Origin of the sequence: Kitasatospora sp. NPDC056446 (genome assembly GCF_042796115.1) — a bacterium.
Classification (GTDB): domain Bacteria; phylum Actinomycetota; class Actinomycetes; order Streptomycetales; family Streptomycetaceae; genus Kitasatospora.
In genome coordinates this window covers 1-13,024 of record NZ_JBHTRF010000010.1, presented here as the reverse complement: position 1 = coordinate 13,024, position 13,024 = coordinate 1, and the positions used below count along the sequence as shown (strand labels likewise).

Below are 13,024 nucleotides of genomic sequence, written 5' to 3'. Positions count from 1 at the left end.
CGCCCGTCCGCCCTCGCTCCGACCCCGCGCGGGACCCGCGCGGGACCCCGTCTTAACCGTTCCTAAAACCTGCCCCCGGTGAGGCGTCAGGTGCCGGGAAGTGCTTGACGTGCACAGCTGGTCTAGTCCAGTTTGATGCTCAGCACCGCGCTCCCCCGCACCGGACCACCCAAGGCCGCCGCCCGCCCCGTGTCTCCCCCCTCGCGGCGCGGGCGGCCACCACGTCCCGAGAGGCACCCCCATGCCCAGCGCGCCCCAGCACGCCCCCACGCACCGCCGGCCCGCCACCCGGACCACCCTGCTGAGCTTCGCCGCCGCCACCGCGCTGGCCGCTGGAAGCCTGGCCGTCCTGGCCGGGAACGCCGGTGCCGCCGACGGCAACCTGCTCGCCAACGGCGGCCTGGAGAGCGGTGCGCTCAGCCCCTGGAGCTGTTCCGCCGGCACCGGGAGCGTCGTCAACTCGGGTGCGCACAGCGGGACGTACGCGCTGAAGGGGGCGGTGAGCGCCAGTGACACCGCGCAGTGCGGCCAGACCGTCAGCGTCCAGCCCAACACCACGTACAGCCTCAGCGCCTGGGTGCAGGGCCAGTACGTGTACCTCGGCGCCACCGGCAGCGGTGTCACCGACCCGGCGACCTGGACCGTCGGCGGCCCCAACTGGCAGCAGCTGTCCACCACGTTCACCACCGGCGCGGCCACCACCAGCGTCACGGTGTACCTGCACGGCTGGTACGGACAGGGCGGCTACCTCGCCGACGACATCACGCTGACCGGCCCCGGCGGCGGCGGCCCCACCACCGCGCCGCCCACCTCGGGCACGCCGACCGGGACCCCGACCGGCACGCCCACCGGCGGCCCGACCACCCCGGCGCCGAACGTCGCGCTCCCGGTCGCCCCGTACATCGACATGGGCGCCTGGCCCACCCCCTCGATGCCCGACCTGGCCAAGGCCGGCAACCTCAAGGGCTACACCATGGGCTTCGTCACCGGCGTCGGCTGCAAGGCGAGCTGGTTCAACGCCTACGACCCGCGCACCGGCTGGGCCAAGGACCAGGTGGACGCGCTGCGCGCGGCCGGCGGCGACGTCAAGGTCTCCTTCGGCGGCGCCAGCGGCACCGAACTCGCCGCCGCCTGCACCTCGGTGGACTCGCTGTTCGCCGAGTACGACGCCGTGGTGAGCGCCTACAACCTGCGCTACGTGGACTTCGACATCGAGGGCGCGGCGATCGCCGACACCGCCGCCAACGACCGCCGCTCCGCCGCGCTCGCCAAGCTCCAGCAGGCCCACCCCGGCCTCAAGGTCTCCTTCACCCTGCCCGTGCTGCCCGAGGGCCTGACCGCCGAGGGCGTCGCCATCGTCAAGTCCGCCCGCGACGCCGGGGTCACCACCGACCTGGTGAACATCATGGCGATGGACTACTACCGGGCCGGGACCGACTACGGCAACGCCGCCGTCCAGGCCGCCCAGGCCCTGTTCGGCCAGCTCAAGGCGCTCTACCCGGCGAAGACCGACGCCCAGCTGTGGGCCATGGTCGGCGTCACCCCGATGATCGGCGAGAACGACGACCACCAGATCTACAACCAGGCCGCCGCCCAGCAGTTGGTGGCCTTCGCCAAGCAGAACCACCTCGGCCTGCTCGCCTTCTGGGACGCCACCCGGGACGCCAACGCCTGCACCGGCGGGTCGCTCGCCAAGTGCACCAACATCCCGCAGCAGCCGTACGAGTTCGCGAAGCTGTTCAGCCAGTACGCGGGCTGACCGGCAGGTCGTCCGGTCCGGGGTGCCGGTGGTCCTGAGGGCCGCCGGCACTTCGGCGTTCCGGCGGTCCGGCGGTCCGGCGTCCGGCTCGGACCCGCGTGTGCCGCCCGTCCGCCCTTGCGGCCGAGTGACCGGCGGAAATTGGCATCTCATCGTCCCGGACCGTCGGCTACTGTCCGTCCCACGTGTACGGCACGAAGGGGCGGACATGACGGTCCGGGACGACCACCACCAGCTGATCACCATCACCACGGCGGCACCGGCGGGCGGCGCCGCGTGTGCCGAAGGCCCCGCCGCCGGCAGCCCCGCCCCCGACGCGCCCCGCCACGACGCACCCCGCCACGACGCGCCCGGCCCCGAGGAACTCGCCGCGTTCAGCCGCACCCTCGGCCGCCTGCGAGCGCTCCCCGCGCACGACCGCACCCGGCTGCACGCCGAACGGCAGCTCAGCTCCTTCGTGATGGAGAGCCGCAAGCGCCGCCGCCAGGAGGCCCGGCAGGCCCTCCGCGACGCCGACGCCGAACTGCTCGCCGCCACCGCGACCGGCGACCGACAGCGCCGCGAGGACGCGCCGCTCGCTCCCGCGAACGGGCCGGTCGGCGAGCTGCGGATACCGCGCAAGTGCTATGTCTGCAAACAGTCCTACCGCCGGGTCGACGGCTTCTACCACATGCTCTGCCCGGGCTGCTCGGCCGACAACACCACCCGCCGGGACCTGTCCACCGACCTGCGCGGACGCCGCGCCCTGCTCACCGGCGGGCGGGTGAAGATCGGTTTCCGGCTCGCCCTGATGATGTTGCGCGACGGCGCCGAGCTGGTCGTCACCAGCCGCTTCCCGCAGGACACCGTGCGCCGGTTCCGGGCCGCCGAGGGCAGCGAGGGGTGGTGGGACCGGCTCACCGTCGTCGGCATCGACCTCCGCGACCCGCGCCAGGTCATCGGCCTGACCGACCGGCTGCGCGCCGACGGGCGCCCGCTCGACATCCTCGTCAACAACGCGGCCCAGACCCTGCGCCGGCCACCGGAGTCGTACGCCCTGCTGGCCGCCGCCGAGCAGGACGCACTGCCCGCAGCCGACCGCCGGGCGATCAGCCACGCCCCGGGCTTCCGGCCGCTCGCCGGGCCGCCGTCCGGTGGGCTCACCGGGCCGCCCACCGGGCCGCTCTCCGGGCTGCCGCGACTCCCGTCCGGGGTCGGCTCGCTGTCCGGGGTCGGCTCGCTGCTCGACCTGACGGACGAGGCCGGACTGCTGCCCGACTCCGCGCCCGCCAACTCCTGGTCCGCCCGGCTCGGTTCGCTGGACCCGGCGGAACTCCTGGAGACCCAACTGGTCAACGCCCTGGCCCCGACTCTGCTCTGCGACCGGCTGCTGCCGCTGCTGCTCGCCTCCCCGCACCCCGCCCGCTACATCGTCAACGTCACGGCGGTGGAGGGCCGGTTCGCCGTCCGCAACAAGACCGCCCGGCACCCGCACACCAACATGGCGAAGGCCGCGCTCAACATGCTCACCCGCACCAGCGCCGCCGAACTCGCCCCCCGGGGCGTGCACATGTGCGCCGTCGACACCGGCTGGATCACCGACGAGAACCCGGCGCCCAAGAAGACCCGCCTGGCCGAGCAGGGCTTCCGCACGCCGCTGGACATCGTGGACGGCGCGGCCCGCGTCTACGACCCGATCGTCCGGGGCGAGGCGGGGCACCCGGTGTCGGGGGTGTTCCTGAAGGACTACCGGGTGGCGGAGTGGTGACGGATCAGGTGTCGTAGCAGCCGTCCCAGGGGGCGTGGAAGCCCAGCTGGTCGGGGTAGAGCTCGGCGGTGAAGCGGTAGTCCTCCTCGTCCTCCTCCACCTCGTCGTCCTCCTCCACGACCAGCCCGAACAGCACCCCGTCGACCCGGACCTCGAACGGCGCGACCGCGACGTCCCCGTACTCCCGGCCGGGCAGGGCGTCGAGCCACCCGGCCAGCACCCGGCGGGCCTCGGCTATCCCGGCGGCGGACTCGATCCGGGAGTCGAGGTGCTGCCCGGCCTCGTCGAACCGGTGCAGCACGGCGTAGCACTCGGGCCGGCCGGCCACGCCCGTGGCGGAGGCGAGGAAGCAGCCGCCCCGCCGGCGGCCGATGGTTCGGGTGCGCCCGAACGGCTCGTGCCGGATCGGGATCAGGTCGGGAACGTTCATGGGCGAACCATAAGCACCGGCACTGACAACGGCCCGGCCCGGGGGCGGTTCCGCCGCCCCCGGGCCGGGCCGTACGGCGGGATCAGCGCCCGGTGGGCAGGTTGGCCCCGCCGGTGCAGTCGAACACCACACCCGTGACGAAGGTGTTGGCGGCGACCAGGTGGATCGCCCGGGCGACGTCCTCGGCGCGGCCGACCCGGCCGACGGGGGCGGCAGCGGCCCCTCAGCCCGCGGAGGCCGCCAGACCCCGCCCGCGCACCAGCGGCAGGTAGACCTCGTCCACGATCTCCACCAGGACGTCGTCCGGCGCGGTCGGCACCCCGCGCGCCACGAACTCGTTGCGCAGCAGCACCACCGCCACCGTCGCGGCCCTGGGGTGCAGCACCTCGGGGACCGCCTCGCCCCGGGCGACGGCGCGCCCCAGGACGGTGAGCCAGGGCGCGGCCGCGGCGTCGCCGGACTGGTCCTGCAACTGCGCCAGGAACTCGGTCGCACCACCGGCCGCGGCCAGCAGCTCGCGCAGGATCGCACCGAGCGGGGAGCTCCAGTGCCGGTTCGCCTGGCGCAGCAACTCCAGGACGTCGCCGCGCAGTTCGCCGGTGTCGGGGAGCGGGGCGGTCTTGGCGAGCTGCTTGTAGCCGGCGAGGCCGAGCGCCAGCCGGTTGGGCCAGCGCCGGTAGATGGCGTTCTTGTTGGTGCCGGCGCGGGCGGCGACCTTGTCCATGGTCAGCCCGGCGTACCCGGACTCGGTGAGCTCGGCGACCGCCGCGCCGAGGATCGCCTCCTCCAGTGCCGCCCCGCGCCGTCGCGTCTGCCCGGCCATGCCCACACTCCGCCCGCCGCTGCCGCCCGTACTGCCCCCATCCTTCTTGCCAGGTCCGAACCTCGGCAACTAGGGTACTTGGCGTACCGTAAGTTCGGATCGCCTGAAAGGCAGCAGACCTTGCGCACCAAGGGAATCAGCTATGACACCGGTTTCGTCAAGAACGGAACGTACTCCCGGACCTCCTTCGATCCCGAGGTCGTCGAACGCGAGCTGCGGATCATCCGCGACGAGCTGCACTGCACCGCCGTCCGCGTCATGGGCGGCGACCCCGACCGGATCGAACTCGCCGCCGGAACAGCCGCCGGCCTCGGCCTGGAGGTCTGGTTCTCGCCCTACCCGCTGGAACTCACCACCGACGGGATGCTGCGCCTGCTCACCGACTGCGCCGAACGCGCGGAGCGGCTGCGCCTGCGCGGGGCCGAGGTCGTGTTCGTCGCCGGCGCCGAGCTCAGCCTGATGAACCCCGGCTTCCTGCCTGGCGACACCACGGACGAGCGCGTCGCCCTGCTCGCCCGGCCCGAGCTGGTGCGCGAGCACCTCGGGGCGGTCAGCGGCCGGGTCAACGCCTTCCTGGGCGAAGCGGTCGCCGCCGTCCGCGAACGCTTCGGCGGGCGCGTCACCTACGCCGCCGTACCGCTGGAACGCGTCGACTGGACGCCCTTCGACCTGGTCTCCCTGGACCTCTACCGCTCCGCCGGGACCGCCGACCGGTTCGCCGACGGCGTCCGCGACCTGGCCGCCCGGGGCGACGGAAAGCCGGTCGCCGTCACCGAGTTCGGCTCCGCCACCTACCGGGGCGCCGGCGACCGGGGCGCCCTCGGCCTGGACGTCGTCGAGTACGCCGCCGACGGCCCGGTCCGCCTGAACGGCGACCACCCGCGCGACGAACCCGGGCAGGCCGCCTACCTGCGCGAACTGCTGGAGGCCTTCGACACCGGCGGCATCGACGCCACCTTCGTCTTCACCCTGGCCCTCTACGACCACGTCCACCGCCCGGACGGCGACCCGCGCGACGACCTCGACCGCGCCTCCTACGGCATCGTCCGGACGTACGAGGACCGCCTCGGCACCACCTACCCCGGCGTCCCTTGGGACCCCAAGCCCGCCTTCCACACCGTCGCCGACTACTACCGCACCCACTGACGCGGCTGCCCCGGCTGCCCGGGCCGCGCGGGCTGCCCGGGCTACGCGGGAAGTCGGCCGCTCCGACTTCCCGCGCAGGCACCGGAGCGGGCACCCGCGCACCCGCCCCCGTCAGGCAGCGGCCGGGCGCCGCCTGCGGTGGTAGGCCCAGGCGAGCGCCAGGGTGGCGGGACCCCAGAGGACCGCCGTCGAGGTGCAGACGCGGCCCAGCACCGCCCACCAGCCGTTGCTGTACCCGACCTCCTCCAGCACACCCAACCAGGAGAGGGGCATGCCGCCGAACAGGGCGACCAGGACCAGGCCCCCGAGCACGGCCGGGACCACCGCCGCGAGCGGCGGCACCCGGCGTCCGCGCAGGAACGGCACCCAGCGCGGGAAGACCTCGCCCCAGCCGCTGACCAGCCCCAGGGTGAGGACGGTCAGCGCCTCGGTGACCACGCTCAGCCCGAAGACGTACGGGCCGGCCCACCAGACGTACGGCCCGGCGGCCGGGTCGACGGTGCCCATCCGGAAGTCGAACGCGAACGGCAGCCGCCACAGGCAGTGCGGCAGCAGGATGAACGGGAGGGCCTTGGCGAGCCGCAGGGCCCAGCGGGGCACGGGGCGCTCGGTGTCGCCCACCGGAATGTTCTTCAGCATGCGTCCACCGTCGCGGAGCACGCCCCCGGCCCGCCTCCTCCCGGCGGCCCGTCCGCCTCCCCCGCGCGAGCCGATCGCGGCTGGTCACCGAGGAGGAGGCGGACGGATCACGCCAGGTCGGGCAGGTTGTCGTGCGCCGCCGTCAGCAGCTCACGACGGTCGACACGGTCGCGGTCGACGGCGACCAGCCGGGCTGCTCCACACTGAACGTGGCGCTCACCGTCGTGCCGCAGGGCACAGTGCCCGTGATGCCGCCGACCTCGGCCCCGCCGGCCGGGATCAGGACGGTCGGGGTGACGGTGGCGAACGGCGGGCTGGTGATGCCGGTACTGGTCAGCCGGAAGGAGACCTGCTGGTCCTGCCAGGTCGGGCTGGTCGGCGTGGCGCGCCCGGACGCGTACACCTGGTTGCCGTTGACGGTGATACAGGCCCGGGTCGTGACGTAGTTCGGCGCACCCGGGCTCCCGCAGACGGTGGTGCCCACCGGTCCGGCCACGGAGCCGGTCGCGGAGGCAGATGCGGAGGCAGTCGCCGCGGTGGCGGCGTAGGCGGTGGCGGCCTGGGCGCCGGTCAGTGCCGCCAGGGCGGCGGTACCGGCGAGCACGGCGGAGAAGCGTTTCAAGGGGTCCCTCCCTCATTCGGCGCTCCCGACGGACGCCGAGAGCACTGTGACATGTCACATCGTTCTTGTCGGGCAGTGTGGCAGGCCATCACGAACGGAGTACCGGATTCCCCCAGGAGGGCCCCTCCCTGTCCACAACCGGCCGCCGAATGGCCTGGATGGCCTGTCATGGGCCGAACGAACCGCCGCCGGCCACGCAACTCCGAGCGAGAAAAGGCGAGTTGGCGAGCACCCCGGGAACCGGCGCCTCGGGAACCGGCACCCCCGGAACCGCCCCGTCAGTCCAGGAACAGTGCCGCGAGGCGGGGAAGGTGGAGCCGCATCGCGTCGTCGTCCTCCGGATCCCAGGTACCACCACCCGGGCGTTCGGGACGCGTCATACCGTCGATCGCGGCCTCCACCGCCGCCCTGAGCGTGTCGGTCTCGCCCCGGACCCTCCGGTAGGCGTCCGTGATCGGGAGGCTCAACGCCTCGAAACCGATCCAGCCGCCCTCGTCGCGGCTCATCCTGACGACCACCGGCAGATCGGCCAGGGAGTCGGGATCGGCCACCGCACGGCTGAACGTCTCCCGTCCGAGCAGGGCCAGCCCGTCGCGGAAGTCCATGAAACCGTCGCCCGAGACGCTGCCCTCGATCAGGAAGGAGGCCCACATCAGCGGATACCGCTCCGCGGCGTCGGTCACCTCGATGTGCTTCACGTAGAAGTCGATGATGTCGGCCGGTTCCAGCACCGCGAGTACGTCGACCAGCGCTCCGGGCAGCGGGTCGTCGGGCGAATCCCGGTCGTCGGCCCGGTCCCCGACCGCCGCCCGCGCCTGCCCGATGATGCCCCACCATGCGTCGATGTCCATGCCCGGGATCGTAGAAGCCGGCTCCGACAGGTCCCCGCCCACGGGCCGCGGACCCCCGGACCACGGCCACCTGCCGAGCACCGGGGCTGTGACCTCGGCTCTACACCAACTCCCCCAGGGAGAAGGCGGGTCCGGTCTCCATGGATCGCCATCCCCGACCGAGCGCCGCGCGGACTCCCGCCTCGACGACGGACGGCACGACCGGGAACGCCGACGTGCCGGCCAGGAGCACCGCGCTCCTCCGGCCGACCCGTTGGACCGCGAAATCCGACACGCCGTTGCCGCACGGGACACAGCAGCGGACACTGCCGATCACCCGCCACCGGTACACCACACCGTCGACGGTGATCAGACGCGAACCCTTCTTCACCAGCGACAACTTGTCCCCCCTCGTCCAGGACCACAGTATCGACCGCGGTCCGCCACCGGCTCGGACCGTCCCAACTGATCCGGTCCGCGGAGGAGGCCGTGACCGGCCGCCTCGCCAAGGGCGGGGCGGGTGCCGGCCCTTGGCGAGGGGAAGTGAGGAGTCGCGTCAGCCGGCCTACTCGGCGGCCGGCCAGTTCTGGGCGATGTCGTAGGCGTACTGGACCTCGCCGAGCGTCTTGCCGTCATCGTCCGCGAAGGGCATCTGCGCGTCCTTGGCCCGGGTCTGCCGCCCGGCCTCCGCGTGTGGAGGGATGCCAGGCTGAGTCAGCACGGATCCGGCCAGACGCCCCGCTCGGTCAGGTGGAGGACGAGGGCGGCGATGTTCCAGGCGTCGTCCTCACCGCTGTGGTGACGGCCTTCGAGCCGCCGCCCGGCGATCTCCAGGGCCCGCGCCATGCCAGGGCGTTTGCGCAGGCCGTACGCCTCGGTGAAGGCCGCCTTGGCGTTGGTGTGGTGCCGGCCGAAGGGGTAGGGCGTCCCGGTGGCCTGGCACTGCCGGGTGAACTGGTTGCGGTCGTAGTCGCCCCAACTGGCCCACGGGCGGGACCCGGCGTGGTGTTCGACCGCCAGCAGCCGGCACGCTTCGGCGAAGCCGACCCCTGCGTCCACCTCGTCCTGCGTGAGGCCGGTCAGCTCCGTGCAGAACTCGCTGACCGTGGACCGGGCGGGACGCACCAGGATCCGGTGCCGGGAGAGGCGCTCCGCGGTGGCCAGGTCGACGACGGTCAGCCCGATCTCGATGATCTCGCTGACCTCGCCCGCCGGTTGGCCGCGGGCCCAGCAGGTGGCCTCGACATCCACGACGTTCAGGAGCCGCTCGGCCCCGGTGCTGTCCATGGCGGGAAGCGTAGGGACGAGTGGCGGCCGGGGCACCTGGATTTCCTGCGCCGACGCGGCCGGGCGGAGCGGGAAGTCGGCCGGGCCGACTTCCCGCGCGCGGAGTCAGGGACGGTCGGCAGCTCGGAGGCCCGTCAGAGGCCCAGCTGTTCGGCGGCCATCGCCGTGCCCTCCAGACGGGCCCTGATCTTGGCGAAGGCCGAGTCGCGGGAGATCGACCGGTCGTCGGCGAACGGCGCGAAGCCGCTGTCGTCGCAGGTGCCCAGCCGCTCGGCCGGCAGGTGGCGCGCGGCGCCCAGGACCCGGTCGCGCACCTCCTCGGGGGTCTCCACCCGGGGGTCGACCGGGTCGGTCACCCCGACGAAGACCCGTGCCTCGGCCGGGAGGTGGTCGGCGATGACGGCGAGCACACGGTCCGGGTCGGACTCGCTCGCCAGCTGGAGGTAGAAGTTGCCGGCCTGGAGCCGGAAGAACGAGGGCAGCAGCTCGGCGTAGTCCACATCGAGGCTGTGGGTGGAGCCCTGGTCGTTCCCGGGGTCGGTGTGGACGCCGATCCGGGCCCGCTCGGCCGGGCTGAACCGGGACAGCACCCGGTTGTTGAGCTCGACGAAGTCCGCGAGGACCCCGCCGCTCGGGTCCAGCTTCACCGCCAGCCGCGCCTCGGTGACGTCGAGCTGCACGACGTGCGCGCCCGCGTCGAGGCAGCCCCGGATGTCCGCCTCGGCGCCGCTCACGACGTCGTCCAGGAACTGCTCGCGCGAGTACCCGGAGAGGCCGGCCGGCGGGTAGAGCAGGCTGAGCAGCGACGGCGCGACGACCGACTGCTTCACCGGTACGGTCGCGACCTTCTGGGCCGCCCGCAGGTACTGCTCGGCGTTCGCCCGGTAGCGGAAGGGACCTGCGGTCAGGACGGGCAACTGCCGGGTGTGCCCGTCGGCGTACGGGATGACGACGCCGTCGGCGGCCACGTTCCCGGCACCGGCGACCGGGTAGGTGAAAGCGCTCGGCTTGGCCTGGTCGCCGTCGGTGACGACCGGGGAGCCCAGCGACTCCAGCGTCCGGACGGTGTCCTGGACGGCCCGCTGCCGGGCCTCCGCGAGAGCGGCGCCGTCGATCGTGCCGGCGGCGTGCGAGGAGATCGCGCCCAGGAGTTCGGAGGAGCGCGGGATGCTGCCGATGAGTTCGGAAGGAATGGTCACGGCGGCAGCGTAGGAGCGGGGAGCGGCCGGCTCGGCGGATCCCGCCGAACCGGCCGCCGATCCCGCCCCCACGTGGTAGCGCGGGCGTGGGGAGTTGACCGGCGGCAGCTGCCGGGCCCCGGCCTCGGACGTACCCGTCACTCCGGACGGTCGCTGCTCACCAGCCCGGGTGCGAAGTAGTCGCGCAGTCGGGCGATCTTCCCGTCGCGGATGCGGAAGATCTGTACGAGGGAGACGGCCACGTCGTCACCGCCGTCCCCGTCGCCGTCGCCGTCGCCGTCGAAGACGGTGTCGATCTCGGCGATGAACACCTCGGGATCGGCGGTGGTGTGCAGCACGTAGCCGGACTTCTCGAAGTTCGGCGAACGCCCGGCCTCCACCGGCCGCGCGTAGTAGGCCGCCATCGCGTCCCGGATCTGCTCACGGCCCACCAGCCTGCTGGGGAAGTCGCCACCGGGGGGCACCAACGGCGCCTCGAAGACGCCGTCTTCGGTGAAGTTCTCGGCGAGGGCGTCGGCGTTCCGGGAGATGGTGCCGGCGTGGACGTAGCTCTGGAAGATCTCCTGCGGTGTACGGGACACGGTGGACTCCTCGGTCTTGGGCCCGGGCTCTGCGAGCCGTGTGGTGGCCTGGCGTGGCGCGGTGCCCATTGAACCGGTCCTGACCCGGTCCTGAACCGGCCGCCTACCGGGTCGTGCGCCTGCGGGCCACCTCCTTGCCCTCCTCGGGCAGCGCGTCGGCGGCCAACAGCCGTGGCAGCAGGTCCGGTTCGAGCGTGAACGCCCGGAACGCGAGCGCGACGGTCACGTCGTGGTCGGGCCGGTACACGATCTCGACGGGGTCGTCGGCCCGGATGTCACCCGGCTCGACCACCCGCAGATAGGCGCCCGGCACCGCGGCCCGGGTGAACTCCTTGATCCAGCCCTCCCGCTCCAGCCACCCCTGGAACGTCCCGCAGGGGATCCGCGGGCACGACACCTCCAGGACCACGTCCGGCCCGACGCGCCAACGCTCGCCGACCAGGGCGCCGTTGACGTCGAGCCCGGAGGTCGTGAGGTTCTCCCCGAAGACACCGTTCGCGAGCGGGCGGCCGAGCCCGGCCTCCCACCGGTCGAGGTCCTCGCGGGCATAGGCGTAGACGGCCTGGTCGGGCCCGCCGTGGTGCTTCACGTCGTAGACGCGGTCGCCCGCGAGGCCGACCTCGCCGGTGCCCTTGCGGCCAGGGGCGACAACGGCCACCGGGCCGGTGACGGGCCGCTTGTCGATGCCCGTGAGGCCGAGCCCCTTCCACGGATTGGACCGGGGCCTGCCGATATTGACGGAGAGCAGCTTCACACCCCGACCGTACGGGCCACTGCGGGCCGGGGCGACGCATTTCCCGTGCGACACCTGAGGATGAGGTGAGGAGTGGGAAGTCGGCCGGGCCGACTTCCTGTCGCGCCACACTGCACGGCCCCGCCGAAGCCGTCCTCTCCGTACGGGTGAATGACCGGCTGCATCCGGGCGACCACCACTCTCCCCGGTCGTGCAGCGGGGAACACCTGTCCTCCGACCGGACCACGAGGAGGTCGGAATGATCGGAACGAGGCGTTCCCGAGCCACCGCACTGGCGACCAGTGTGCTTCTTGCCGCACTACTTCCCGTCTCCGTCCCGTCCGCCCGGGCGGACGGGACCAGGACGCCGACGACCCGCACCGTGACCCAGGAGCCGGGCCACCCGATCATCCTCTACCCCGGCGGGGAGGGGCTGGCGACGGCATACTGCCCGCAGGGAACGACACCCACGGGGGGCGGCGCGGCCGTCGAGAGCGACCCCCTGGCCCCGGTCTTCTTCAGGGAATCGGCACCCGACCCGGCGCGGAACAGGTGGCAGGTGCGGGCCTACAACGGCAGCAACGCGGTGCAGACGGTGCACCCCCGGGTGATCTGCACGACGGACAGCAGCATCACCGAAAGCGTCGGACCGGACAGTTCCATCCAGCCCGGGGACTTCAACTCGGCGCCCGAGGTCGGCTGCGGCAACTCCCGCTTCGTGGTGGGCGGTGGGGTCCAGGCCGGCCCCAAGACGTTCATCATGGAGTCGGACTGGACGAGCATCAGGTCGTGGTTCGCAATGGCCAAGTACACGGACTACAGCCCGGACGCCCCTCTGTCGTACGTCCGTGCGATCGCCATCTGTTCCGACAATCAGCCCACCCTCAAGGTGGGCAGCACCAAGCTGGAGGCCGGAACAGTGGGAACGGCCCACGCGGAGTGCCCCGCCGGGCAGGTACCGACCGGCGGGGGCGGGGCCATCGGCCTCGACGGCCTGTTGAACGGATCGGCCCCGACTGCGACGGGCTGGACAGTCCAGGGCACGAACCAGGCAGAAGGACCCCGCACCCTCAACGCCTCGGTGTTCTGCACGACACCCTGACCGACAGGCACAGCCGACCGGGGAGCGGAGTGGGGGGTACGGCCGGGGCGCATGCCCCCAAACAGGGTGGGGACAAACCGCAGCGGGGGAGTCCCGGAACCCCCCCCCCACAAAACCCTGAGCGGG

15 protein-coding genes are annotated in these 13,024 nt (G+C 73.0%); 4 read left to right on the top strand and 11 right to left on the bottom strand.

Annotated features, from left to right (window positions below; genetic code table 11):
- Window positions 1-241: 241 nt before the first annotated feature.
- The gene (locus ACFQ6N_RS09275) at window positions 242-1,759 is read left to right on the top strand and encodes a carbohydrate binding domain-containing protein (RefSeq protein WP_380648004.1); all 1,518 of its coding nucleotides are present in this window, start codon (window positions 242-244) and stop codon (window positions 1,757-1,759) included.
- A gap of 208 nt (window positions 1,760-1,967) precedes the next feature.
- Window positions 1,968-3,506, top strand: coding sequence for an SDR family oxidoreductase (locus tag ACFQ6N_RS09270; RefSeq protein WP_380648003.1), 1,539 nt, complete (start codon window positions 1,968-1,970; stop codon window positions 3,504-3,506).
- Between the two features lie 4 nt (window positions 3,507-3,510).
- Here ACFQ6N_RS09270 and ACFQ6N_RS09265 read toward each other — a convergent pair whose 3' ends face one another.
- Entirely contained in the window at window positions 3,511-3,936 is a 426-nt protein-coding gene (locus ACFQ6N_RS09265) for a hypothetical protein (protein WP_380648002.1), read from the bottom strand.
- Between the two features lie 223 nt (window positions 3,937-4,159).
- Window positions 4,160-4,759 (bottom strand): TetR/AcrR family transcriptional regulator, encoded by a 600-nt coding sequence (locus ACFQ6N_RS09260; RefSeq protein ID WP_380648001.1) that lies wholly within the window; start codon window positions 4,757-4,759, stop codon window positions 4,160-4,162.
- Between the two features lie 120 nt (window positions 4,760-4,879).
- Between ACFQ6N_RS09260 and ACFQ6N_RS09255 the strand changes: the two genes are divergently transcribed.
- Window positions 4,880-5,905, top strand: a complete 1,026-nt coding sequence (locus tag ACFQ6N_RS09255; RefSeq protein ID WP_380648000.1) for a hypothetical protein — start codon at window positions 4,880-4,882, stop codon at window positions 5,903-5,905.
- A gap of 111 nt (window positions 5,906-6,016) precedes the next feature.
- On the opposite strand, the gene ACFQ6N_RS09250 is transcribed toward ACFQ6N_RS09255, so the two are convergent.
- From ACFQ6N_RS09250 to ACFQ6N_RS09210, 9 genes are all read right to left on the bottom strand, one after another.
- Entirely contained in the window at window positions 6,017-6,544 is a 528-nt protein-coding gene (locus ACFQ6N_RS09250) for a hypothetical protein (RefSeq protein ID WP_380647999.1), read from the bottom strand.
- A 142-nt stretch (window positions 6,545-6,686) separates the two neighbouring features.
- A complete protein-coding gene (locus ACFQ6N_RS09245) occupies window positions 6,687-7,166 on the bottom strand; it encodes a hypothetical protein (protein ID WP_380647998.1) in 480 nt (159 codons plus the stop codon).
- A 278-nt stretch (window positions 7,167-7,444) separates the two neighbouring features.
- Window positions 7,445-8,017 (bottom strand): DUF4240 domain-containing protein, encoded by a 573-nt coding sequence (locus tag ACFQ6N_RS09240; RefSeq protein ID WP_380647997.1) that lies wholly within the window; start codon window positions 8,015-8,017, stop codon window positions 7,445-7,447.
- Between the two features lie 100 nt (window positions 8,018-8,117).
- Complete coding sequence (locus ACFQ6N_RS09235; protein ID WP_380647996.1) at window positions 8,118-8,396, bottom strand: hypothetical protein; 279 nt, start codon at window positions 8,394-8,396, stop codon at window positions 8,118-8,120.
- 165 nt (window positions 8,397-8,561) lie between these two features.
- Window positions 8,562-8,717 (bottom strand): hypothetical protein, encoded by a 156-nt coding sequence (locus tag ACFQ6N_RS09230; RefSeq protein WP_380647995.1) that lies wholly within the window; start codon window positions 8,715-8,717, stop codon window positions 8,562-8,564.
- A complete protein-coding gene (locus tag ACFQ6N_RS09225) occupies window positions 8,711-9,283 on the bottom strand; it encodes an exonuclease domain-containing protein (protein ID WP_380647994.1) in 573 nt (190 codons plus the stop codon). Before ACFQ6N_RS09225 ends, ACFQ6N_RS09230 begins: the two co-directional genes overlap by 7 nt.
- 134 nt (window positions 9,284-9,417) lie before the next feature.
- Window positions 9,418-10,482, bottom strand: a complete 1,065-nt coding sequence (locus ACFQ6N_RS09220; protein WP_380647993.1) for a 5-methyltetrahydropteroyltriglutamate--homocysteine methyltransferase — start codon at window positions 10,480-10,482, stop codon at window positions 9,418-9,420.
- Between the two features lie 137 nt (window positions 10,483-10,619).
- A complete protein-coding gene (locus ACFQ6N_RS09215) occupies window positions 10,620-11,063 on the bottom strand; it encodes a nuclear transport factor 2 family protein (protein ID WP_380647992.1) in 444 nt (147 codons plus the stop codon).
- A 103-nt stretch (window positions 11,064-11,166) separates the two neighbouring features.
- Window positions 11,167-11,817 carry an MOSC domain-containing protein gene (locus ACFQ6N_RS09210; RefSeq protein ID WP_380647990.1) on the bottom strand — a complete coding sequence of 217 codons (651 nt, stop codon included), beginning with the start codon at window positions 11,815-11,817 and terminating at the stop codon, window positions 11,167-11,169.
- A gap of 361 nt (window positions 11,818-12,178) precedes the next feature.
- Here ACFQ6N_RS09210 and ACFQ6N_RS09205 point away from each other — a divergent pair, with 361 nt between their 5' ends.
- A complete protein-coding gene (locus ACFQ6N_RS09205) occupies window positions 12,179-12,898 on the top strand; it encodes a hypothetical protein (protein WP_380647988.1) in 720 nt (239 codons plus the stop codon).
- The last annotated feature ends 126 nt before the right edge of the window (window positions 12,899-13,024 follow it).

Excerpts from the sequence above, each read along its gene's own strand:
- ACFQ6N_RS09270 (WP_380648003.1), top strand. The coding sequence starts at position 1,968 with ATGACGGTCCGGGACGACCACCACCAGCTGATCACCATCACCACGGCG.
- ACFQ6N_RS09250 (WP_380647999.1), bottom strand. The coding sequence starts at position 6,544 with ATGCTGAAGAACATTCCGGTGGGCGACACCGAGCGCCCCGTGCCCCGC.
- ACFQ6N_RS09225 (WP_380647994.1), bottom strand. The coding sequence starts at position 9,283 with ATGGACAGCACCGGGGCCGAGCGGCTCCTGAACGTCGTGGATGTCGAG.
- ACFQ6N_RS09275 (WP_380648004.1), top strand. The coding sequence starts at position 242 with ATGCCCAGCGCGCCCCAGCACGCCCCCACGCACCGCCGGCCCGCCACC.
- ACFQ6N_RS09260 (WP_380648001.1), bottom strand. The coding sequence starts at position 4,759 with ATGGCCGGGCAGACGCGACGGCGCGGGGCGGCACTGGAGGAGGCGATC.
- ACFQ6N_RS09240 (WP_380647997.1), bottom strand. The coding sequence starts at position 8,017 with ATGGACATCGACGCATGGTGGGGCATCATCGGGCAGGCGCGGGCGGCG.
- ACFQ6N_RS09265 (WP_380648002.1), bottom strand. The coding sequence starts at position 3,936 with ATGAACGTTCCCGACCTGATCCCGATCCGGCACGAGCCGTTCGGGCGC.